The organism is Achromobacter sp. ACM04 (assembly GCF_014851465.1).
GTDB lineage: Bacteria > Pseudomonadota > Gammaproteobacteria > Burkholderiales > Burkholderiaceae_B > Achromobacter > Achromobacter aegrifaciens.
Genome location: NZ_JACUZS010000002.1, coordinates 192,997 through 214,858, shown reverse-complemented (window position 1 = coordinate 214,858; position 21,862 = coordinate 192,997). Strand labels below are relative to the sequence as shown.

The 21,862-nt window shown below is 66.5% G+C and carries 20 protein-coding genes; 11 read left to right on the top strand and 9 right to left on the bottom strand.

Going from position 1 to position 21,862, the window contains the following annotated elements; all coding sequences use genetic code 11:
* Positions 1-9 precede the first annotated feature (9 nt).
* The gene (locus tag IB259_RS11710) at positions 10-1,011 is read right to left on the bottom strand and encodes a tripartite tricarboxylate transporter substrate binding protein (RefSeq protein WP_192329100.1); all 1,002 of its coding nucleotides are present in this window, start codon (positions 1,009-1,011) and stop codon (positions 10-12) included.
* A 337-nt stretch (positions 1,012-1,348) separates the two neighbouring features.
* Here IB259_RS11710 and IB259_RS11705 point away from each other — a divergent pair, with 337 nt between their 5' ends.
* The 7 genes from IB259_RS11705 (at position 1,349) to IB259_RS11675 (ending at position 8,563) form a co-directional block, all read left to right on the top strand.
* Positions 1,349-2,371: an amino acid ABC transporter substrate-binding protein gene (locus IB259_RS11705; protein WP_054451454.1), complete on the top strand. Its 1,023-nt coding sequence runs from the start codon at positions 1,349-1,351 to the stop codon at positions 2,369-2,371.
* A 119-nt stretch (positions 2,372-2,490) separates the two neighbouring features.
* Complete coding sequence (locus IB259_RS11700) at positions 2,491-3,357, top strand: IclR family transcriptional regulator (protein WP_119450585.1); 867 nt, start codon at positions 2,491-2,493, stop codon at positions 3,355-3,357.
* A 270-nt stretch (positions 3,358-3,627) separates the two neighbouring features.
* Entirely contained in the window at positions 3,628-4,536 is a 909-nt protein-coding gene (locus IB259_RS11695) for an arginase family protein (RefSeq protein ID WP_192329620.1), read from the top strand.
* 42 nt (positions 4,537-4,578) lie between these two features.
* Positions 4,579-5,367, top strand: coding sequence for an ABC transporter substrate-binding protein (locus IB259_RS11690; protein WP_054451452.1), 789 nt, complete (start codon positions 4,579-4,581; stop codon positions 5,365-5,367).
* 30 nt (positions 5,368-5,397) lie between these two features.
* The gene (locus IB259_RS11685) at positions 5,398-6,090 is read left to right on the top strand and encodes an amino acid ABC transporter permease (protein WP_054451450.1); all 693 of its coding nucleotides are present in this window, start codon (positions 5,398-5,400) and stop codon (positions 6,088-6,090) included.
* 4 nt (positions 6,091-6,094) lie between these two features.
* Positions 6,095-6,847 (top strand): amino acid ABC transporter ATP-binding protein, encoded by a 753-nt coding sequence (locus IB259_RS11680; RefSeq protein ID WP_054451448.1) that lies wholly within the window; start codon positions 6,095-6,097, stop codon positions 6,845-6,847.
* Positions 6,848-7,006: 159 nt separating this feature from the next.
* Positions 7,007-8,563, top strand: a complete 1,557-nt coding sequence (locus IB259_RS11675) for an acetolactate synthase large subunit (protein ID WP_054451445.1) — start codon at positions 7,007-7,009, stop codon at positions 8,561-8,563.
* Here IB259_RS11675 and IB259_RS11670 read toward each other — a convergent pair.
* The 8 genes from IB259_RS11670 to IB259_RS11635 form a co-directional block, all read right to left on the bottom strand.
* Positions 8,560-9,270: an ABC transporter ATP-binding protein gene (locus IB259_RS11670; RefSeq protein ID WP_192329099.1), complete on the bottom strand. Its 711-nt coding sequence runs from the start codon at positions 9,268-9,270 to the stop codon at positions 8,560-8,562. The two genes, IB259_RS11675 and IB259_RS11670, sit on opposite strands and share 4 nt — an antisense overlap.
* Entirely contained in the window at positions 9,267-10,031 is a 765-nt protein-coding gene (locus tag IB259_RS11665; RefSeq protein WP_175214357.1) for an ABC transporter ATP-binding protein, read from the bottom strand. Before IB259_RS11665 ends, IB259_RS11670 begins: the two co-directional genes overlap by 4 nt.
* Positions 10,024-11,106: a branched-chain amino acid ABC transporter permease gene (locus tag IB259_RS11660; protein ID WP_192329097.1), complete on the bottom strand. Its 1,083-nt coding sequence runs from the start codon at positions 11,104-11,106 to the stop codon at positions 10,024-10,026. The genes IB259_RS11665 and IB259_RS11660 overlap by 8 nt, the downstream gene beginning before the upstream one ends.
* 2 nt (positions 11,107-11,108) lie before the next feature.
* Complete coding sequence (locus tag IB259_RS11655) at positions 11,109-11,990, bottom strand: branched-chain amino acid ABC transporter permease (RefSeq protein WP_042794742.1); 882 nt, start codon at positions 11,988-11,990, stop codon at positions 11,109-11,111.
* A 25-nt stretch (positions 11,991-12,015) separates the two neighbouring features.
* Positions 12,016-13,176 (bottom strand): ABC transporter substrate-binding protein, encoded by a 1,161-nt coding sequence (locus IB259_RS11650; protein WP_054451436.1) that lies wholly within the window; start codon positions 13,174-13,176, stop codon positions 12,016-12,018.
* Positions 13,177-13,212: 36 nt separating this feature from the next.
* On the bottom strand, positions 13,213-14,037 hold the full coding sequence (locus IB259_RS11645; RefSeq protein ID WP_192329095.1) for an alpha/beta fold hydrolase: 825 nt from the start codon (positions 14,035-14,037) through the stop codon (positions 13,213-13,215).
* A complete protein-coding gene (locus IB259_RS11640; protein WP_192329093.1) occupies positions 14,034-15,593 on the bottom strand; it encodes a benzoate-CoA ligase family protein in 1,560 nt (519 codons plus the stop codon). The genes IB259_RS11645 and IB259_RS11640 overlap by 4 nt, the downstream gene beginning before the upstream one ends.
* 72 nt (positions 15,594-15,665) lie before the next feature.
* On the bottom strand, positions 15,666-16,136 hold the full coding sequence (locus tag IB259_RS11635) for a DUF4863 family protein (protein WP_054451429.1): 471 nt from the start codon (positions 16,134-16,136) through the stop codon (positions 15,666-15,668).
* Positions 16,137-16,312: 176 nt separating this feature from the next.
* Here IB259_RS11635 and IB259_RS11630 point away from each other — a divergent pair, with 176 nt between their 5' ends.
* From IB259_RS11630 to boxA, 4 genes are all read left to right on the top strand, one after another.
* A complete protein-coding gene (locus IB259_RS11630; protein ID WP_042794737.1) occupies positions 16,313-17,221 on the top strand; it encodes a helix-turn-helix transcriptional regulator in 909 nt (302 codons plus the stop codon).
* Positions 17,222-17,364: 143 nt separating this feature from the next.
* The gene (gene boxC / locus IB259_RS11625; RefSeq protein ID WP_192329091.1) at positions 17,365-19,023 is read left to right on the top strand and encodes a 2,3-epoxybenzoyl-CoA dihydrolase; all 1,659 of its coding nucleotides are present in this window, start codon (positions 17,365-17,367) and stop codon (positions 19,021-19,023) included.
* A gap of 58 nt (positions 19,024-19,081) precedes the next feature.
* Positions 19,082-20,509 (top strand): benzoyl-CoA 2,3-epoxidase subunit BoxB, encoded by a 1,428-nt coding sequence (gene boxB / locus IB259_RS11620; RefSeq protein WP_054451425.1) that lies wholly within the window; start codon positions 19,082-19,084, stop codon positions 20,507-20,509.
* Between the two features lie 54 nt (positions 20,510-20,563).
* On the top strand, positions 20,564-21,799 hold the full coding sequence (boxA, locus tag IB259_RS11615) for a benzoyl-CoA 2,3-epoxidase subunit BoxA (RefSeq protein ID WP_119450593.1): 1,236 nt from the start codon (positions 20,564-20,566) through the stop codon (positions 21,797-21,799).
* Positions 21,800-21,862 lie beyond the last annotated feature (63 nt).

Below are 21,862 nucleotides of genomic sequence, written 5' to 3'. Positions count from 1 at the left end.
CCTGCGCTTTCAGTCCACGGTGATACGCGCCTGCTTGATGATCCCGGCGTAGCGCGTCGAGTCCGTCTTCATCAGGTCGGCGAATTGCGCGGTGGTGCCGCTGACCGGCAGGAAGCCCGCGTCCAGGAATTTCTGCCTGACGTCGGGCTCCTTGACGATCTCGCTGATCTCGCGCGCCATGCGGTCGATGACCGGCGTGGGCGTGCCGGCCGGCGCCATCAGGCCCGCCCACGAACCGGTGACGAAGCCGGGCAGGCCGGCTTCTTCCATGGTCGGGATCGAGGGCTCGGTCGGCCAGCGCTGCTTGCCGGTGAACGCCAGCGCCTTCAGCCGGTTCTGCCTGACGTACTGCATGGGCACGAGGATCGGATCGAAGACCATGGACACGCGGCCGCCCAGCAGGTCCGCCAGGATGGGGGCGCTGCCTTTGTAGGCCACGTGCGTCATGGTGATCTTGCTTTGCAGCGCGAAGTCCGCGCCGGTCAGGTGCGCGCTGGAACCGTTGCCGCTGGAGGCATAGGTGAGCTTGTCCGGATTCTTGCGGGCATAGTCGACCAGTTCGGCCACCGTCTTCACGGGAATGTCTTCGGCCACGAACAGGAACAGGGGCAGGTCCGCCATCTGCACCACGGGCGTCAGGTCGGCGGGCTTGTAGCCCAGTTTGTATAGATGGAAATTGATGATGTAGGCGGGCAGGATGGAAAGAAAGGTGTAGCCGTCCGGCTCCGCCTTCGCGGCGATGGCGGCCCCCACGCTGCTGTTGGCGCCGGGGCGGTTCTCGATGATGATGGTCTGCTTCAGGCGCGGGCCGAGCTTGTCCATCACGATGCGCGTGACGATGTCGGTCGAGCCACCCGGCGTGTACGGCACGATGACTTTGATCGGCTTGCTGGGCCAGTCGTCTGCGGCGTGAACGCCAGCGCCGGCGGCCAGGCCGGCGGCCGCCAGGGCCGTGCCCAGCAGGGATTTGAGGGTGCTGCGGCGGGACTGCAAGTGGCTTGCATGGGTCATGGGTTGGGTCTCCTCCATGAATCGGCCGCTCGCGTAGTCGCGGCCGTTATTTTTTGAGAGATCGCGGCGCCGGCAGCGGCGGGCCCGGGACGCGAAAAAAGTATGGCACCAAGGCAAGCGGCCATCGCGGTCTGGCGGGCGGATAAAGTTCGTTCACCGGACAGGTCTGCAACCTTCAGGAATCGCGCCCCGTCCTCCGGGTTTCCACTAGGCGCCTTCGCGTTGTTCACGCCGTGGACATGGCTTAATCTGGCGGCCGGCCCAGTAAGGCAGGGCTCGGTTTCAACCGCAGTCGGCTTACAAGCCGGCGCGGCATCCATACTCAGGAGAAGTGATCATGAAGCGGTCCATCTTGTTTGCAGCCGGCGCCTTGGCCCTGGCTTGCGCATCCCAGGCGGCGGTGGCGGGGCCCACCCTCGATGCCGTGAAGAAAAAAGGATTCGTGCAGTGCGGCCTGACCGACGGCGTATCCGGCTTTTCGGCGACCAACAGCAAGGGCGAATGGGAAGGCATGGACGTGGACATCTGCCGCGCGGTCGCGGCGGCGGTGTTCGGTGATCCGACCAAATTCAAGGGCACGCCGCTGTCCACCCAGCAACGCTTCACGGCGCTGCAATCGGGCGAGGTGGACGTGCTGCTGCGCACCGTCACGCTGACGCAGACCCGCGACACGTCGCTGGGCCTGGCGGCCGTGGCGGCCAGCTTCTACGACGGCCAGGGCATCCTGGTGAGCAAGAAGCTGGGCGTCAAGAGCGCCAAGGAACTCAACGGCGCCACGGTCTGCGTGCAGCCCGGCACCACCACCGAGCTCAACCTGGCCGACTGGTTCCGCACCAACAACATCGAATTCAAGCCGGTGGTGATCGACAAGGTGACCGAGGTCGTGCGCGCCTTCGAATCGGGCCGCTGCGACGCCTTCACCGACGACGCCTCGCAACTGGCCGCGGTGCGCGCCACCCAGGTCGCCAAGCCGGACGACTACGAGATCCTGCCGGAACGCTTCTCCAAGGAGCCGCTGGGTCCCATGGTGCGCCAGGGCGACGAGAACTGGCTGGGCATCGTGCGTTGGACGCTGTTCGCGCTGATGGAGGCCGAGGAATACGGCATCACCCAGAAGAACGTCGACGAAATGTTGAAGAGCAACAACCCCAACATCGCCCGCATCCTGGGCGTGACGCCGGGGGCGGGCAAGAACATGGGGCTGGATGAGAAGTGGGCCTACAACGCCATCAAGGCAGTGGGCAACTACAGCGAAGTGTTCGAGCGCAACGTGGGCAAGGACAGCAAGCTCGGCCTGCAACGCGGCACCAATGCGTTGTGGAACAAGGGCGGCGCCATGTATCCCTGGCCGATCCGCTAAGGTTCGCGCCAGCCAGGACGGCCCGGATTTCCGGGCCTTTTTTTTATGGCATCGCCACGCGATACGTCTGCACCGTATTGCGGTACGCTATGCGCTTTCCACTGGACGGCCCACGCGCCATGACGCAGACCCGAAACGCCGAGGATTCCCCACTGTTCATCGCCGCGCTGGCGCGCGGCGTCTCCGTCCTGCGGGCCTTCAGCGAGGGGCAGCCCGCCATGACCTTGCCCGAGCTGGCCGAAGCGACCGGACTGAGCAAGAGTTCGGTGCAGCGCTTCACCCACACGCTGTGGACGCTGGGCTATCTGCGCAAGGACCCCTTGAGCAAGAAGTTCTCGCTGGGGCCCTGGTCGCTGGAGCTGGGCATGAAGTACGTGCAGACCAGCCCGCTGGTGCTGGGCGGCAATCCTTTCCTGCACACGCTCAACCGCAACAGCCAGGAAACCTGCAGCCTGGCCGAGCCCGACGGTCTGGACATGGTGTACGTGGCGCGCTTTGCCACCCACAAGGAAATGTTCGTGAACATGCCGGTGGGCATGCGCCTGCCGCTGTACTGCACGGCGGCGGGCCGGGCGGTGCTGGCCAGGCTGGATCCCGCGGTCGCGCGTGGTCTCCTGGAACGGTGCGACCGCAAGGCCTACACGGCCGCCACCATCACAAGCATGGACGAGCTCCTGGCCGAGCTGGAGTTTGCCCGCAGGCACGGCTATGCGCGCTCCAACGGCGAGTTCTATCCGGGCGACATCACGGTCAGCGCCGCGGTGCTGGATGCCGGTGGCACGCCGGTAGGCGCGGTCAACGTATCGGTGCCGTCCAGCCGCTGGTCGTTCGAGCAGGCGCAGGCGGTGTTCGGTCCGCAAGTGGTGGAAACGGCGCACGCCATCAGCGCGTCGCGCACGCTGGGGCGGTCGCGCCCCTTCTATGAAATGGAGCCGCCGGGCGGCGCCCTGCGCGACGCGATGCCGTTCGCGGGCGACGAGGCCTGATTCCAGGAGGCCCGGGTCCCGGACGCGCCGACCACGTGCGTTCGTTATTCATACTAATTTAGTCGGATATAAAACTGCTGATTAGGGGAAACTCCCTAATTGGCCGGATGCTTGTACGCACGCTACTCTTATTTCGACACGGTCATATCGCACAGCGATTTGATTGAATCTAAATAGTGATCCCAGCCTTATCCAGGGCAGCGGTCGTCACCCAGGAGCCGAGTTGTGCAGCAGCCAGCCGAAGTCTGTTTTCATCCCGTCGCCGGGTTCATGGGCCTGCCTGCCGTCCGCGCCGCGGGCACGGGCGCGGCGCGCGCCTGCGTGGTCGGCATTCCCTTCGATTGCGGCACGCATCCGTTCCGGGTCGGATCGCGCCAGGGGCCGGACGCGATCCGTGAGCAGTCCAGGCTGCTGCGGCCGGTGGACATCTTCCGGCGCCACGGCATCGACAACCCGCCGGAATTCCTGCGCGCCATCGACGTGGGCAATGTGGCCTGCCATCCGGGCGATCCGGACGCCTCCTATCCGCTGATCGAGGCCGGCATAGGCGCCATCCTGGATTCGGGCGCCATTCCGATTTCCATGGGAGGCGATGGCGCGGTCACCTTGCCGCAGCTGCGCGCCGTGGCGCGCCGCCATCCGGATTTCGTGGTGCTGCATTTCGATTCGCACACCGACACCTATCCCATACCCGGCTACAACACCGCCACCACCTTCACGCGTGCCGCCGAAGAAGGGCTGCTGGACGTGGCCTCCAGCTTTCACGTGGGCACGCGCGGCAGTTCCTTCATGCCGGGCGTGCTGGAATTCGGCCGCGAGGTCGGCTACACGATCCTGCCCTATGACGACTTCGACCAGGACCAGAAGGGCGCGCTGGCCAACATCAAGCAGCGCATCGGCCAGCGGCCCGTGTACCTGTGCTTCGACATGGACATCTTCGATCCTTCCTGCGCGCCGGGCGTGTGCACGCCGGAGTGGGGCGGACTTACGGCCAAGGAAGGGCTGGCGCTGCTGCGCCAGCTCGCGGGCCTGAACTTCGTGGCGTTCGACGTGAACACCGTGTCGCCGCCGCAAGACGTGCAGGGGGCCACGGCCTTCCTGGCAGCCACCGTCATGCAGGAATTCTGCGCGCTGGCGGCGGTAGCGGTGCAGCAGTATCCGCAGGGGCGTCCGGCCTGAGCCGGCAGCGCCACGCCAACCAATTCATCCAAGGGGAAAACGATGAAACTCAAATCCATTCTGCTGGGCCTGGCTGTAGCCGGCCTGCTGGCCCAGGGCGGCGCGCAGGCGCGCACGCTGGACGAGATCCGCGCGGACCAGAGCCTGAACGTCGTCACCACGGCGTCCGCGCCGCCGCACGGCTTCAAGAATCCGAAGTCGAACCAGCTGGAGGGCATCATGGTGGACGTGGCCGCGGCCGTGGCCAAGCACCTGAAGGTGTCGGACAAGCTGTCCGACGTGCCGTTCTCCGGCCTGATTCCCACGCTGACCTCGGGCCGCGCCGACGTGATGTCCGCGCCGCTCTTCATCACCGAGGAACGCGCCCGCGCCATCGATTTCTCGGCGCCGGTCTATGAATGGGGCGAGGGCATCGTGGTCAGCGACAAGGCCGACAAGAAGTACGCCAAGTTCGAAGACATGAAGGGCCAGCGCGTCGGCGTGCTGGTGGACTCGGTGCAGTTCAACATGATCAAGGACATGCCCGGCACCAAGGTTTCGACGTACCAGGACTATTCCACGCTGCTGGCCGACGTGCGCGCCGGCCGCATCGACCTCGGCATCGTGGATCCGCCCAGCATCATCTACCAGATCAAGACCAAGAACATCCCCGGCGTGAAGCTGGACACGGGCTATCAGCCGCAGCGCAAGTGGCAGGTGGGCATGGCGGTGCAGAAAGGCAACGCCGCGCTGCTGGAGGCGGTCAACGGCGCGCTGGCACAGATGAAACAGAACGGCGAGCTCGCCGCCATCGGGCAAAAGTGGGGCGTGGCCGACCTGATGAGCAAGTGACGCCGTACCGGCACGGATAAGGAGTACGACTTGGATCTCGCGACCCTGCGCATGTACCTGACCCCCCTCGCCGAGGGCACGGTCTGGACCCTGGCGCTGTTTTTCTCTTCGGCATTCCTGGCGGTGGCCCTGGGCCTGGTCGTCTGTCTGTGCCGCCTGTCGCCGTCGCGGCTGCTCAGCCGCGGCGCGCGTTTCTACATCGACGTGATACGCGGCACGCCGCTGCTGCTGCAGCTGTTCTACATCTACTACGGCCTGCCTGAGATGGGCGTGGTCATCAACGGCTTCGTTGCCGGCGTGTTGGGCCTGACGCTGAACTTCGGCGCCTATCTGGCCGAACTCTTCCGCAGCGGCATCCAGTCGGTGGACAGCGGCCAGTACGAGGCGGCGCGCGCGCTGGGCCTGGGCAAGGTGCAGCGGCTGCGCCGCATCGTGCTGCCGCAGGCCTTGCGCACGGTGTTCCCGGCGCTGGGCAACTACGCGCTGGTACTGATCAAGGAAACCTCGCTGGTGGCCGTCATCAGCGTTTACGAATTGATGCGCGCGGGCGAAATGCTGGCGGGCGCCACCTTCCAGGCGCTGACCGTCTACACCATGGTGGGCGTCATCTACTTCGCCATGTGCAGCGTGCTGTCCTACGTGTTCCGCCGTTCCGAAAAGCGCCTGACCGTGCCGGGCTACTGGAGCGGCGCGGGCGAAAACCATGACATTTCCAAGGCCTGATGCGATGGATGGATTGAACTACGCCGCCCCTATCATCACGATGCAGGGCGTATGCAAATGGTATGGCGACTTCAAGGTGCTGGACGAGCTGGCGCTGGAGGTGTTGCCAGGCGAAAAGCTGATCCTGTGCGGGCCGTCCGGCTCCGGCAAGTCCACCACCATCCGGCTCTTGAACCGGCTCGAGGAACACCAGCAAGGCCGCATCGTCGTCGACGGCATCGAGCTGAACGACGACCTGAAGAACATCGAGCGCATCCGCGCCGAGGTCGGCATGGTGTTCCAGCACTTCAACCTGTTTCCGCACCTGACCGTGCTGGACAATTGCACGCTGGCGCCGATGCTGGTGAAGGGCGTGCCGCGCGAGGAAGCCGAGGCCCGCGCCATGGAATACCTGGAGCGCGTCAAGATTCCGCAGCACGCCTCCAAGTACCCGGGCCAGCTGTCCGGCGGCCAGAAGCAGCGCGTGGCGATTGCGCGGGCGCTGTGCATGCGGCCCAAGATCATGCTGTTCGACGAGCCCACATCCGCGCTGGACCCCGAGATGGTCAAGGAAGTGCTGGACACCATGGTGGCGTTGGCGCGCGACGGCATGACCATGGTGTGCGTGACGCATGAAATGGGTTTCGCGCGCGAGGTCGGCGACCGCGTGGTCTTCATGGACCAGGGCGCCATCGTCGAGGCCGACACGCCGGACAATTTCTTCCGCGCGCCGCGCACCGAACGCGCGCAGGCCTTCCTGGGGCAGATACTGGGCTGATCGGGCCTTTCAAATTCCGTTTGGCGGAACCTGTGGAATGGTTCCATGACGGCGGCCTGAAATGGCTCTAGCCGGTTTCGGCTACGCTACCTATCATGCATGTCACGCGGGCGCGCATGCGCCCATGCACCGCCAATGGAAAATGATCAGGGAAAAACGATGAACGGCGCTGATAGTCTTTGCGATACCTTGCTGGCCAACGACGTGGATGTTTGCTTCGCGAACCCCGGCACATCCGAAATGCACTTTGTCGCGGCATTGGATCGCAAGCCGAAGATGCGCTGCGTGCTGGGCCTGTTCGAAGGCGTGGTGACCGGCGCGGCCGACGGCTACGCGCGCATGGCCGACAAGCCTGCCGCGACGCTGCTGCACCTGGGCCCGGGCCTGGGCAACGGCCTGGCCAACCTGCACAACGCCAAGCGCGCCCGCACGCCTATGGTCAACATCGTGGGCGACCACGCCACCTATCACGTCCAGTACGACGCGCCGCTGACCAGCGACGTCGAAGGCGTCGCGCGCCCGATGTCGCATTGGGTCAAGCGCACCACCAAGGCCGCCGACCTGTCCGCCGACGCCGCTGAGGCCGTGGGCGTGGCGCGCCGCTCGCCGGGCAACATCGCCACGCTGATCCTGCCCGCCGACGCGGCCTGGACGGACTTGCCGGAAAACACCGCGCCGGTGCTGGCCAAGAGCGAGGCCTTGGCCCAGACCTCGGCCGACGCGGTGCGCGCGGCGGTTGCCGCGATCCGCTCGGGCGAAGTCACGACGCTGATGCTGGGCGGTTCCGCGCTGCGTGAACGCGCGCTGAACGCCGCCGGCCGTATCGCGCGCGCCACCGGCGTGCGGCTGGTGTCGGAAACCTCCAACCGCCGCATCGAGCGCGGCGGCTCGCGCACGCCGGTGGACCGCCTGCCGTATCCGATCGACCTGGCGGTGGCCAAGCTGAAGGACGTGCGCCATCTGGTGCTGGTGGGCGCGAAAGCGCCGGTCGGCTTCTTTGCCTATCCCGGCAAGCCCAGCCTGCTGGCGCCGCCCGACTGCAAGCAGGTGGTGCTGGGCACGCCCGAGCAGGACCTGGCGCATGCGCTGGAGTGGCTGGCCGATGAGCTAGGCATCGCCCAGGACGCGCCGCGCCTGGCCGCTGCCCCCGCCAACTACGAGGTGCCGCAGTCCGGCAAGTTGACTGGCGCCGCCGTCAACATCCTGGTCGCGCACCATCTGCCGGAGCAGGCCATCGTCTGCGACGAGTCCATCACCCAGGGCCGCGAATTCCCGCTCTACAGCGTCAACAGCGCGCCGCACGATTGGCTCATGCTGACGGGCGGCGCCATCGGCATCGGCCTGCCGCTGGCGACCGGCGCTGCCGTCGCCTGCCCGGACCGCAAGGTCGTCACCCTGCAGGCAGACGGCAGCGGCATGTACACCTTGCAGGCGCTATGGACGCAGGCGCGCGAGAACCTGGATTGCCTGACCGTGATCCTGGCCAACCGTTCCTACGCCACCCTGCACGGCGAGATGAAGAACGTGGGCGTGCAGGAACCCGGGCGCAACGCCCGCCGCATGCTGGATCTGGAAGAACCGTACCTGGACTGGACGCATCTGGCGCGCGGCATGGGCGTGGAAGCGGTCAGCGTGGATACGGTGGAAGGCTTCGCGCGCGCGCTGCAGGAAGGCCTGAAGCGCCGCGGCCCGTTCCTGATTGAAGCGGTGATCTAAACCCCCAGATAGCGCGTCAACTGCTCGGGCTGCCGGGCCAGCGACGCGCTGTCGCCGTCCTGCACGATCTGGCCTTTTTCCATCACCAGGCAGCGGTCGGTGTGTTCCAGCACCGCCCGGTAATTGCGGTCCACGATCAGCGTGGACATGCCGCTGGAGCGGATCTGGCGGATGATTTTCCAGATCTCGGCCACGATCAGCGGGGCCAGGCCCTCGGTGGCTTCGTCCAGGATCAGCAGTTCGGGATTGGTCATCAGGGCCCGGCCGATGGCCAGCATCTGCTGCTCGCCCCCCGATAGCTGCTGGCCGCCATGGCCCAGACGCTCCTGCAGGCGCGGAAACACCTCCAGCACGCGCGCGTAGGTCCAGTCCTGGCGGCCGTCGCGGCCGGCGCGCGCTGCCACCAGCAGGTTCTCGCGCACGTTCAGGTTGGGAAAGATGCCGCGCCCTTCGGGTACATAGGCCACGCCCATGCGGGCGATGGCGTGGGGCTGCGCACGGGTGCAGTCGCGCCCGTCCACGCGCACGCTGCCCTGGGCGCTTCTGACATGGCCCATCAGGCTGCGGATCAGCGTGGTCTTGCCCATGCCGTTGCGCCCCACCAGGCCTACGGATTCTCCGGGCGCGATATGCATGTCGATGCCGCGCAGCACATGGCTGGCGCCGTAGTAAACGTGCAGGCCGCCTGCTTCGATCAAAGCGGTCATACGCTGGCTCCATGGCTGTCTTCGCCCAGGTAGGCGGTGCGCACGTCGGGGTTGGCGCGGATCGCGTCTGGCGTGCCGCTGGCGATGGCGGCGCCGTTGACCATGACGGTAATGGTTTCGGCGACGCGGAAGACCGCGTCCATGTCGTGTTCCACCAGCAGGATTGCGTGGCCGGGCTTGAGCGCTTCCAGCAGCTCCAGAATGCGGTCGGTTTCCTCGGGGCCCATGCCGGCCAGGGGTTCGTCCAACAGCAGCACCTGCGGTTCGCCAGCCAGGCACATGGCGATCTCAAGCTGGCGCTTGCGGCCATGCGGCAGCAGCCCGGCGTCGCGCGCGGCGTCGTCCGCCAGGCCGGTGCGCTCCAGCGCGTGACGCGCAAGCTCCGCGCTGTGGCGGCATTCGGCGGCGGACCGCCACCAGTGCCAGAAGCGCTGGCGGCGAGCCTGGGCGGCCAGCCTGCAGTTTTCGAACACGCTCAGTTCGGGAAAGATGGTGGACCGCTGGTAGCTGCGGCCCAGGCCCGCGCGCGCGCGGTCGGGCTGACGCCAGGCCGTGATGTCGCGGCCGCCCAGCATGACTTGGCCGCTGCTGGGCGCGAGTTCGCCCGACAGGATGTTGATCAGCGTGGACTTGCCTGCGCCGTTGGTGCCGATGACGGCGTGGACCTGGCCGCGCTGCAATTCCAGCGACACGCCGTTCACCGCCGTCAGGCCGCCGAAGCGGCGCGTGACCGCGCTTGCGGCCAGCAGGACATCAGACATGGGGCTCTCCCTGGATGGGCAGGCGGGCGGGGGCCTGCTGACGGCTGGAATGCGCGGCATCCGGTTTGGGCGCGGCGCGGGCGGTGTCGGCGTCCGGGCCGGGGGCGGCAACGTGCGCCGCGCGGCGCTGGCGCAGCTGAGCCGGCAGCCCGGCCAGGCCGTTGGGCAGCAAGGCCACCAGCGCGATGATGGCCACGCCCAGCGGCAGGTGCCAGTGGCGCGCGTATTCGCCAAAAATCTCCTGCGACTGGAACAGTTCCTGCATCAGCACCAGCGCCACAGTGCCCAGCACCGCGCCGCCCAGGCTGCCCATGCCGCCCAGGAGCACCATCAGCAGCACCAGGCCCGATTGTTCCCAGGCCAGCAGCTCGGGCGTGACGAAGCCGTCCTTCAGCGCGAACAGAAAGCCCGCCAGGCTGGCCAGCGTGGCGCCGATGACATAGGCGGCCAGCTTGTAGGGATAGGTCGAGTAGCCGGCCGCGCGCATGCGCTGTTCGTTGATGCGGATGCCGGCGAGCGCGGCGCCGAAAGGCGAGCGCCGCAGCAGCGCCAGGAAGCCCCAGGTCAGCGCCAGGCAGGCGAGCACGAAGAAGTAGAAGGTCCGGGCATCGCCCAGGTCGAACGGCAGCCAGCCGCCCAGGGACAGTTCGGGCCGGAAGTACAGGTAGATGCCGTCGCTGCCGCCGCCGATCTTGGTGTCGTGGAACACGTAGTAGGCCATCTGCGAGAAGGCCAGCGTGACCATGATGAAGTACACGCCGCGGGTGCGCAGCGCCAGCGCGCCGGTCGCCAACGCATAGGCCGCGGCGGCGAGCAGGGCGGCCGGCAGCAGCCACCACAGGCCGGCGGCTTCGGATTCCGGCGACAGCAGCGCCGCGACGTAGGCGCCGATGCCGAAGAAGGCGGCGTGGCCCAGGCTGACCAGTCCCGCGCCGCCCACCAGCAGCTGCAGGCTGAGCGCGAAGATTCCATAGATCATGATCTTGATCGCCAGGCCGGTGTAGTAGTCGCTGCCGCTCCAGGAGAAAACGGCCAGCGCCAGCAGCGCCGCAATGGGCAAGAGTCGGTTCAACATGGTCAGCCCTGCTTGAACAGCCCTTCGGGCTTGCAAAGAAGTATGAAGGCCATCAGCAGGTACACCAGCACGCCCGCCGCGGACGGGAACAGCACCTGGCCGAAGGTTTCCACCACGCCCACCAGCATCGCGGCCAGGAAGGCGCCACGGATCGAGCCGATGCCGCCGATCACCACCACCACGAAGCAGATGATGAGTACGCCGTTGCCCATGCCGGGATAGACCGAGGACACCGGCGCGGCGATGCTGCCTGCCAGCGCCGCCAGCGCCACGCCCGCCGCGAACACCAGGCGGTAGAGCTTGTTGATGTCTATGCCCAGCGATCCGATCATCTCGCGGTTGCTGGCGCCGGCCCTCAGCATCATGCCCAGCCGCGTGCGCGTGATGACCCAGTACAGCAACAGCGCCACCGCGATGCCGACGGCGGAAATGAACAGCCGGTAGACCGGATAGGTCATGACGTCGCCCAGCGCGATGCTGCCCTGCAGCCAGGCTGGCAGGGGCACGCCGTGCACGTCGTTGCCCACCAGGATGCTGCGCAGTTCTTCGAAGACCAGGATCAGGCCGTAGGTCATCAGCACCTGCTGCAAGTGGTTGCGCTTGTACAGGTAGCTGAAAAAAGCGGCCTCCAGCAGATAGCCCAGGGCGCCGGCGGCCAGCACGCAGACCGCCAGCGTGGCCAGGAAGCCGCCGCCCAGCCAGCGGTCGACGGCCGGTCCCAGCGCGAACGCCATGTAGGCGCCGATCATGTAGAAACTGCCGTGGGCAAGATTGATGATGCCCATGATGCCGAAGATCAGCGTGAGTCCGCTGGCCACCAGGAACAGCAGCAAGCCGTACTGGAAAGCGTTCAGGCTCTGGATGAGCAGGATGCTGATGTCCATGGGGCCTCCCTGTGGCGGATTGCGGTCAGAGCTTGCAGCCGCGGGCCGGGTCGGCCAGCTTCTTCACGGCGATATCCACGACCTTGTTCTCCAGCCCGTCGACGCGGCGCAGGTAGATGTCCTGCACCGGGTTGCCCGCGCTGGACAGCGTGAAGGGGCCGCGCGGGCTGTCCACCGTGGCGCCGCGCATGGCCTTGCGGAAGTCTTCCTTCTTGGCGAAGTCGCCCTTCACCGCGGCCAGGCCCGACTGCATCAGCTGCGCCGCGTCATAGCCCTGCACCGCGTAGACGTCGGGCTGCGCCTTGTAGGCTTTGCTGTAGTCGGCGCGGAAGGCGTTGTCGCGAGGCGTGTTCAGGCCGTCGGCATAGTGCAGGGTGGTCAGCAGGCCTTGCGCCGAAGCGCCCTGGGCCTCCAGCGTGCCGTCGGTCAGGAAGCCCGAGCCGTACAGCGGGATGGTCTTGCCCAGGCCTGCGGCGTAATAATCCTGCACGAATTTCACGGCGCCGCCGCCCGCGAAGAACGTGAACACCATGTCGGGCTTGAGCGCCGCGATCTCGGTCAGCAGCGGCTGGAATTCCACGTTGGGAAACGGCAGGCTCAGTTCCTTCACGACCTTGCCGCCGGCCTTCTCGAAGCCTTCCTTGAAGCCGCCAATGGCTTCGTCGCCGGCCGCATACTTCCAGGTGATGGTGACGGCCGTCTTGTGGCCCTTGGCAAAGGCCACCGGACCCATGGCGTACGCCGGCTGCCAATTGGTGAACGAGGTGCGGAAGATGCCCGGGCCGCACAGCGGGCCGGTGATGGCGTTGGCGCCCGCGTTGGTCACGATCAGCGTGGTGTCGGCGTCCTTGGCGGCCTTGGCCAGCGCCATCGCCACGCCCGAGTGCACGGTGCCGATCAACACGTCCACCTGGTCGCGCTTGATCAGGCGGTTGGCGTTTTCGGCGGCCTTGGCGGGGTTGGACTCATCGTCCACCTTGAAGTATTCGATCTCGCGTCCGCCCAGCTTGCCGCCTTGTTCGGCGACGTACAGCTTGAAGCCGTTCTCGATGGCGTTGCCCAGCGCGGCGTAGGTGCCGCTGTAGGGCAGCATGAAGCCGACCTTGATCTTGTCGGCGGCCTGGGCGCCGGTGGCGGCGAGCGTCAGAGCCGCGGCGAGCGCAGCCCGGGTCAGGGCGTGGTTCATGGTTAGTCTCCGTGCTTGTTATGGGCCGACGTGAGGTCAGCGGGGTTGTGCCAGGCCGCCGACGAAAGCGGCGACGGCCTGGATGACTAGCGCCGGCTGATCCTTGTGCGCAGAGTGGCCGCAGTCGGGCAGTTCCAGCAGTTCGGTCTGGGGCGCGAGCCGGCGTATGCCGCGTATCTGCGCCAAGCTGCCGTATTCGTCGTCCGCGCCCTGGATGGCAAGCACGGGGCAGGCGATGCGGGGCAGGTATTCGTCCAGGTTCCAGCGGCGGAAAGCCGGGTCCAGCCAGATGTCGTTCCAGCCCCAGAACGCCGAATCCGGGTCCGCGTGATAGCGCCCCAGCCGGGCGCGCAGGTCCGTGTCCAGATAGGCCTGGCGCGCCTGCGCGATGCTGGCGACCGACATGTCTTCGACCAGGATATGGGGCGCGGCGGCGACCACGCCGGCCACCGCGTCGGGATGCATGGCCGCATAAAGCAGGGCGATGGAGCCGCCGTCGCTGTGGCCGAACAGCACCGGCTTGTCGCGCCGGGCGTCCACGCCCAGCGCGATCAACAGCGCGGGCAGCACCTCGCGCGCCTCGATGTGCATGAAATCCACCGGCCGCTTTTCTGCTGGCGGCCGGGGCGTCGATTGCCCGTAGCCGTAGCGCGAATACACCAGTCCGCGGCACCCGGCTGCTGCACAGACGCGCTCGGGCCAGTCCTTCCACATGGATACGGACCCCAGTCCTTCGTGCAGGAAGACCAGCAACGGGGCGCCGGGGCTGTCGGACCCTATCCACTGGTATTCCAGGCGCAGATCCCGGCCGCCGGCATGAAACTCGGCAAACACGGTCTCGGCCACGGCGCAGGCGCTCATAGCGTGGCCTCTTCCAATTGGCGCAGGCGGAAGCGCTGTATCTTCCCGGTGGCCGTCTTGGGCAGTTCCTCCGTGAAATTGATCTGGCGCGGATACTTGAACGGCGCCAGATGCTGCTTCACGTAATTCTGCAGCGCAGCCCCGGTCTGCGCGTCGGGCTCGAAGCCGGGACGCAGCACCACGTAGGCCTTGGTCTTGACCAGCCCGTCGTGGTCCGGCACGCCGATCACGGCTGCTTCCAGCACAGCCTCGTGCTGCACCAGGATGTTCTCGACCTCCACTGGCGACACGTACTGGCCGCTGACCTTGATCATGTCGTCGCTGCGCCCGGCATAGGTGTAGTAGCCGTCCGCGTCGCAGGTGTACTTGTCGCCGCTCTTGAGCCAGTCGCCCAGGAAGCACTGGCGCGTCTTGTCGCGGTTGTTCCAGTACATCAGGGCTGCGCTGGGGCCTTTGATGTAGAGGTCGCCGATGGCGCCGGGTGGCACCGGGGCGCCGTTCTCGTCGCGCAACTGCACCTCATAGCCCGGCACGGGCTTGCCGGTGGTGCCGTAGCGCAGCTGCCCGGTCTGGTTGGAGATGAAGATGTGCAGCATCTCGGTGGAGCCGATGCCGTCCAGGATCTCGCAGCCGAAGTGGCGCGTGTAGCGTTCGCCGATGTCGCGCGGCAACGCTTCGCCGGCGGACGTGCAGATGCGCATGGCGACCTGTTCGCGCGCCGGCAGGTCGGGCGAGGCCAGCATGCTGGCGTACAGCGTGGGCACGCCGTAGAACACGGTGGGCCGATGCTGCGTCAGGCGTTTGAAGACCGCTTGCGGCGTGGGGCGTTCGCCCATCAGGATGACGGTCGCGCCCACGGACAGGGGGAAGGTCAGGCCATTGCCCAGGCCGTAGGCGAAGAACAGCTTGGCGGCCGAGAACACCACGTCGTCCTCGCGGATGCCGAGCACGGGCTTGGCATAGAGTTCGGCCGTGTGCCACAGGTTGCCATGGGTGTGGACCACGCCCTTGGGTTTGCCGGTGGAGCCGGACGAATACAGCCAGAAAGCGATCTCGTCGGACAGGGTGCGCGCCGCTGGCGCGAGCGGGGCGGCGGCCAGCAGCGATTCGAATTCGCGCCCGCCTTCGGGTAAGGCGCCGGCTGGCTGGGAAACCACCAGGTGTTCGACATCGGCGGCGGCCTGCCCCAGCGCGGTCTGCACCACCGGCAGCAAGGCGCCCGATACGAACACGGCGCGCACGCGGCTGTGGCCAATGATGTAAGCGTAGTCATCGGCGGTAAGCAGGGTGTTCACGGCCACCGGCACCACGCCCGCATGCAGCGCGCCCAGGAATACCACCGGCCAGTCGACAGTGTCCTGCATCAGCAGCAGGATGCGCTCCTCGCGCCGCAGGCCCAGCTGGCGCAGCGCGCCGGCCATGCGCGCCACCCGCTCCGCCAGTTCGCCGTAGCTGATCTGGCGGGTGTCGTCGATGTAGGCCGGCTTGGCGGCGCGCGGCGCATTGAGCGCCGCCAGGTGGCTGGCGAAGTTGAGTTCGTCGGGACAGGCGTTCACGGTTGTCTCCTGATGTCCTGTGGGGGGAGCCGCGCTGTGTGTGTTTTTCTGGCGGCGGGTGGGCGGGGCCTCTCAGGTGCGCGTGAATTCGATGGCGCCGCCCGGCAGCAGATACAGCACCAGCGCGCGGCCGCCGCTCACGGTCGGGCTGTGCGCGCTCCCGGGGCCGTAGACCAGCCAGCCGGCGCCGTGGCCGTCGAAGCGGGCGCCCTCGGTCAGCGGCATGATCATGTCGATCTCGCCATTGGGGTGCGCGTGGTGGGGGCCGGCAAGATCGTTCATGTCCACTACGTCCACCGAGCAGTCCGCCAGGTCTGGCGCGGGCTTGATGACGCGGCCGTAGCGGATGCCGCCGCCTTCCCGGCTGCACATCCAGCCCTCGGCCACGCCCTGCCTACAGGTGGCGTAGATCTCCTGGAACAGAGCGCTTTGCGGGCCGGCCTCGCGGTTCAGGCTTTCCTGCAGCGCCGCGTCCAGCGGCTGGCCTTGCGTCAGGCGCGTGACCTCGCGCATCAGGGCATGGAATTGATCAGGCGTACTCACCGGGCTCCTCCTTTACACTGTCGGCGCTTCAGAATCGACATGAAATCGACTGCTGCTTTTTTGCACATGAGGCGCTTTGGACTGATTGAATGGAAAAATAGTGCTTCCATTGATTATGGTCAAGCACTATAGTGCATAAAACGTGGTAATCAGGGTTTTTGCGGAGTCACGTAAACATGAATCAAGCGCTAGATGCGGCGCCATCCGAACCCAGGCGGGAAGCGTTCCTGGTGGCCTTGGGCGAGCGGGTGCGCCGCCTGCGGGCCATACGCGGCATGACCCGCAAGAGCCTGTCGCAGGTGACTGGCGTATCGGAGCGCCATCTGGCCAATCTGGAACATGGGGTGGGCAATGCCTCCATCCTGGTGTTGCTGCAGATCGCACGCGCCTTCAACTGCGCGCTGGCCGAATTGGTGGGCGACGTCACCACCGAATCGCCCGACTGGCTGCTGATCCGCGAGCTGCTCAGCGGCCGCACGGAATCCGACCTGCAGCGCGCGCGCGAGGCCCTGACCCAGCTGTTCGGCGTAGGGGCGGGGGCGCAGCGCCCCAACCGCACCCAGCGCGTGGCGCTGATCGGCCTGCGCGGCGCGGGCAAGTCCACGCTGGGCCAGATGCTGGCTGATGACCTGGGTTATCCGTTCGTGGAGTTGAACCGCGAGATCGAGCGCGTGGCCGGCTGCAGCATCCTGGAAATCCACAATCTGTACGGCCCCAATGCCTACCGCCGCTACGAACGGCGGGCGCTGGAAGAGGCCGTGCAGATCTACCCGGAAATGGTGCTGGCCACGCCGGGCGGGCTGGTGTCCGAGCCCGCCACCCTCAATCTGCTGCTGGCGCACTGCTACACGGTATGGCTGCGCGCCACGCCCGAGGAGCACATGGGCCGGGTCATGGCGCAGGGGGATTTCCGTCCCATGTCGGGCAACAACGAGGCCATGGCGGACCTCAAGCGCATCCTGGCCGGACGCGAAGCCTTCTACGCCAAGGCCGACCTTACCTGGGTCACCAGCAACCTGGACGTGCAGGAAAGCTTTGCCGGCCTGCGCACCCAGGTGCGCAAGGCTTGCGGCCTGCCGCTATAGCTGGATTCGATGCCGGCAGCGCCGGCAATATGCATTTTTGTGCATGCCCCGCTTGACGGGGCTTTTTTTGTCCTCTAATCTGCACAATAATTCATGTAGTGCAGTATTTTTCCTGTTTTGGCAGGCGTACGAGGAGACACACTATGAGCAGCACCCTCAACCGGGTTGATTTCCGGACCGACCCCGAGCAGTACCGCCACTGGCGCTTGAGCTTCGACGGCCCGGTCGCCACGCTGGCCATGGATGTTGCCGAGGACGGTGGCCTGCGTCCGGGCTACAAGCTCAAGCTGAATTCCTACGACCTGGGGGTGGACATCGAACTGCATGACGCCTTGCAGCGCATCCGCTTCGAACACCCGGAAGTACGCACCGTGGTCGTGACCAGCATGAAGGACCGCATCTTCTGTTCCGGCGCCAATATCTTCATGCTGGGTCTGTCCTCGCACGCCTGGAAGGTGAACTTCTGCAAGTTCACCAACGAAACCCGCAACGGCATTGAAGATTCCAGCCGCCACAGCGGCCTGAAGTTCATCGCCGCGCTCAACGGCGCCTGCGCCGGGGGCGGCTACGAGCTGGCGCTGGCCTGCGACGAGATCATGCTGATCGACGACCGCTCGTCCGCGGTCGCACTGCCCGAGGTGCCGCTGCTGGGCGTGCTGCCCGGCACCGGCGGCCTGACCCGCGTGACCGACAAGCGCCGGGTGCGCCACGACCATGCCGACATTTTCTGCACCCTGGTCGAGGGCGTGCGCGGCCAGCGCGCCAAGGATTGGCGCCTGGTGGACGAAGTGGTCAAGCCGGCCCGCTTCGAGGAGGCCGTGCGTGAGCGCGCGCAGGCGCTGGCGCAGGGCAGCGACCGCCCGGCAGGCGAGCAAGGCATCGCGTTGACGCCGGTGCAGCGCACGGAAAGCGCCGATGGCCTGTCCTACCGCTATGTGGACATCAAGTTGGACCGCGAGAAGCGCCAGGCCACCTGGACGGTGCGCGCGCCCGAGGGCGCGGTGCAAACCGAGCTGCAGGACATCGTCGCGGCCGGCGCGGCCTGGTGGCCGCTGCAGATGGCGCGCGAACTGGACGATGCCATCCTGTCGATGCGCACCAACGAACTGGACATCGGCACCTGGATCATCAAGACCGAAGGCGACGCCGCGCTGGTGTTGGCCGCGGATGCCGCGCTCCAACAGCATGCGGACCACTGGTTCGTGCGCGAAACCGCCGGCATGCTGCGCCGCACCTTGGCGCGCCTGGACGTGACCTCGCGCAGCCTGTTCGCGCTGATCGAACCCGGCTCCTGCTTTGCAGGCACCTTGCTCGAACTGGCGCTGGCTGCCGACCGCAGCTACATGCTGGACAACGAAGACGAATCCGCGCCCGCGCAGATCGTGGTGGGCGAGCGCAATTTCGGCGCCTATCCGCTGGTCAACGGCCAGAGCCGCCTGCAGCGCCGCTTCTATGAAGAGGAAGCGCCCCTGGAAGCGGTGCGCGCGCGCGCCGGCCAGCCGCTGTCGGCCACCGACGCGCTGGAGCTGGGCCTGGTCACCTATGCGCCCGACAACATCGATTGGGACGACGAGGTGCGCATGATGCTGGAAGAGCGCCGCGCGCTGTCGCCCGACGCCCTGACCGGACTGGAAGCCAACCTGCGCTTCGGCGGCCAGGAAACGATGGAGACCCGCATCTTCGGCCGCCTCACGGCCTGGCAGAACTGGATCTTCAACCGCCCCAACGCTGCCGGCGACAAGGGCGCGCTCAAGCTCTACGGCAAGGGCGAGCAAGCCGCATTCGACTGGAACCGGGTCTGACGGCCCCGCGTCACCGCGCCGCGTGAACGCGGCCACCCCAAAGGAACAGGAGCGAGACATGTCTGGAATCAACTACACCGATAAGATCCCCAACAACGTCAATCTGTCCGGCGACCGCACCTTGCAGCGCGCGCTGGAACATTGGCAGCCCAACTACCTGCAGTGGTGGCAGGACATGGGGCCTGACGGCTCCCACGGCTTCGACGTCTACCTGCGCACGGCGGTCAGCGTGCAGCCGGACGGCTGGGCGCACTTCGACCACGTCAAGATGCCGGACTACCGCTGGGGCATCTTCCTGGCGCCGCAGGACGGGCAGCGCAAGATCCATTTCGGAGAGAACATGGGCCGCGACGTCTGGCAGGATGTGCCCGGCGAGCACCGCGCCAACCTGCGCCGCATCATCGTCACGCAGGGCGACACCGAACCGGCCTCGATCGAGCAGCAGCGCCACCTGGGCCTGACCGCGCCCTCGCAGTACGACTTGCGCAACCTGTTCCAGATCAACGTCGAGGAAGGCCGCCACCTGTGGGCCATGGTCTACCTGCTGCACCGCTACTTCGGCCGCGATGGCCGCGAAGAGGCGGACGCGCTCCTGCAGCGCAGCTCGGGGGATTCCGACAATCCGCGCATCCTGGGCGCGTTCAACGAGAAGACGCCCGATTGGCTGGCCTTCTACATGTTCACCTATTTCACCGACCGCGACGGCAAGTTCCAGCTGTGCGCGCTGGCGGAGTCCAGCTTCGATCCGCTGGCGCGCACCACGAAGTTCATGCTGACCGAGGAAGCGCACCACATGTTCGTGGGCGAATCCGGCATCTCGCGCGTCATCCAGCGCACCTGCGAGGTCATGAACCAGCTCAAGACCGATGACCCGCAAGCGGTGCGCGCGGCCGGCGTGATCGACCTGCCCACCATCCAGCGCTACCTCAACTTCCACTACAGCGTCACCATCGACCTGTTCGGCGCGGATCAGTCCTCCAATGCGGCCATTTTCTACGGCTCGGGCCTGAAGGGCCGCTACGAGGAAAGCAAGCGCACCGACGACCACCAGCTGAAGAACGACACCTACCGCGTGCTGACCGTGGAAAACGGCAGGCTGCGCGAGATCGAGGTGCCGATGCTGAACGCCCTGAACGAAGTGCTGCGCGACGACTTCATCCGCGATTCGGTCGCTGGCATCGGGCGCTGGAACAAGGTCATCGAAAAGAGCGGCCTGCCGTTCCGGCTGCAAGTGCCGCACAAGGCCTTCAACCGCCAGATCGGCACGCTGGCAGGCATCCGCATGTCGCCCGAAGGCGAGATCCTGTCCGAATCGCAATGGCAGGCCAACAGTCACAAATGGCTGCCGACGCCCGAGGACCGCGCCTTCGTTGCATCGCTGATGGGCCGCGTCACCGAGCCGGGCAAGTTCGCCAACTGGATCGCGCCGCCCGTCATGGGCGTCAACCGCCAGCCGGTGAATTTCGAGTACGTCCGTTTCAACTAAAGCGGGGCGGCGGCTGTTTCCACGGCCGCCTACCGGAGCATGGGGAAGACCGAGATGAACGCTCCCTTACCAGCAGAAGTCCTGAAGCAGCACCTGATCGATCCCGAGATCTGCATCCGCTGCAATACCTGCGAAGAAACCTGTCCGATCAAGGCGATCACCCACGACTCGAACAACTACGTGGTGGATCCCGAGATCTGCAACGGCTGCATGGCCTGCGTGCCGCCTTGCCCCACGGGGGCGATCGACAACTGGCGGCTGATGGTACGCGCCGAAGCCTATGGCGTGCAGGAACAACTGGGCTGGGAAGAACTGCCGGGCGAGAAGGCGCTGCCGGAAACGGCTGCCGCCGCGCCGGCCTGCGATGAGCCGGATACGCCGCAGCCTGCCGCGCCCGCGACTTCCACCGCGCCCGGCGCAACGGTCCCGCCCTGGTCCGCCGCCCACCCATACGTCAACCTGTACACGCACAAGACGCCGATGACGGCCACCGTGGTCGGCAACTACCGCGTGACCGGCGCCGACACGGAAAGCGACATCCACCATATCGTGCTCGACTTCGGCGAGCTGCCGTTTCCCGTGCTGGAAGGGCAGTCCATCGGCATCCTGCCGCCCGGCGTGGACGCGCAGGGCCGGGCGCACCACGCGCGCCAGTACTCGCTGGCCAGTCCGCGCGACGGCGAGCGGGCCGGCTACAACAATCTTTCGCTGACCGTAAAGCGCGTCACCGAGGACCATGCGGGCGCGGCCGCGCATGGCGTGTGCTCGAACTACCTGTGCGACCTGGCCAAGAACGACAAGGTGCAGGTGATCGGGCCGTTCGGCCACACCTTCCTGATGCCCAATCACCCCCGCGCCAATCTCATCATGATCTGCACCGGCACGGGTTCGGCGCCCATGCGCGCGATGACGGAGCGCTACCGCCGCCGCATCGAGACCGGCGAAAACGGCAAGCTGCTGCTGTTCTTCGGCGCGCGCACCGAGCGTGAACTGCCGTACTTCGGGCCGCTGATGAAGCTGCCGCGAGATTTCATCGACATCAACCTGGCGCTGTCGCGCGAAGCCGGGCAACCCAAGCGCTACGTGCAGGACCTGATCCGCGACCGCGCAGGCGCGGTGCGGGAACTGCTGGCGGACCGCAATACCTGCATCTACGTGTGCGGGCTGAAGGGCATGGAAGTAGGCGTGCTGGACGCCCTGCGCGATGTGACGGTGCAAGCGGGCCAGGATTGGTCTATCCTGCATGATGCATTGCGCCGCGAAGGGCGCCTGCATTTCGAAACGTACTGAATCCACAAACATGCGTGGCAATCGGCGCGCGCTGGCGCGCCGATTGCATTTGCGGGGGGAATC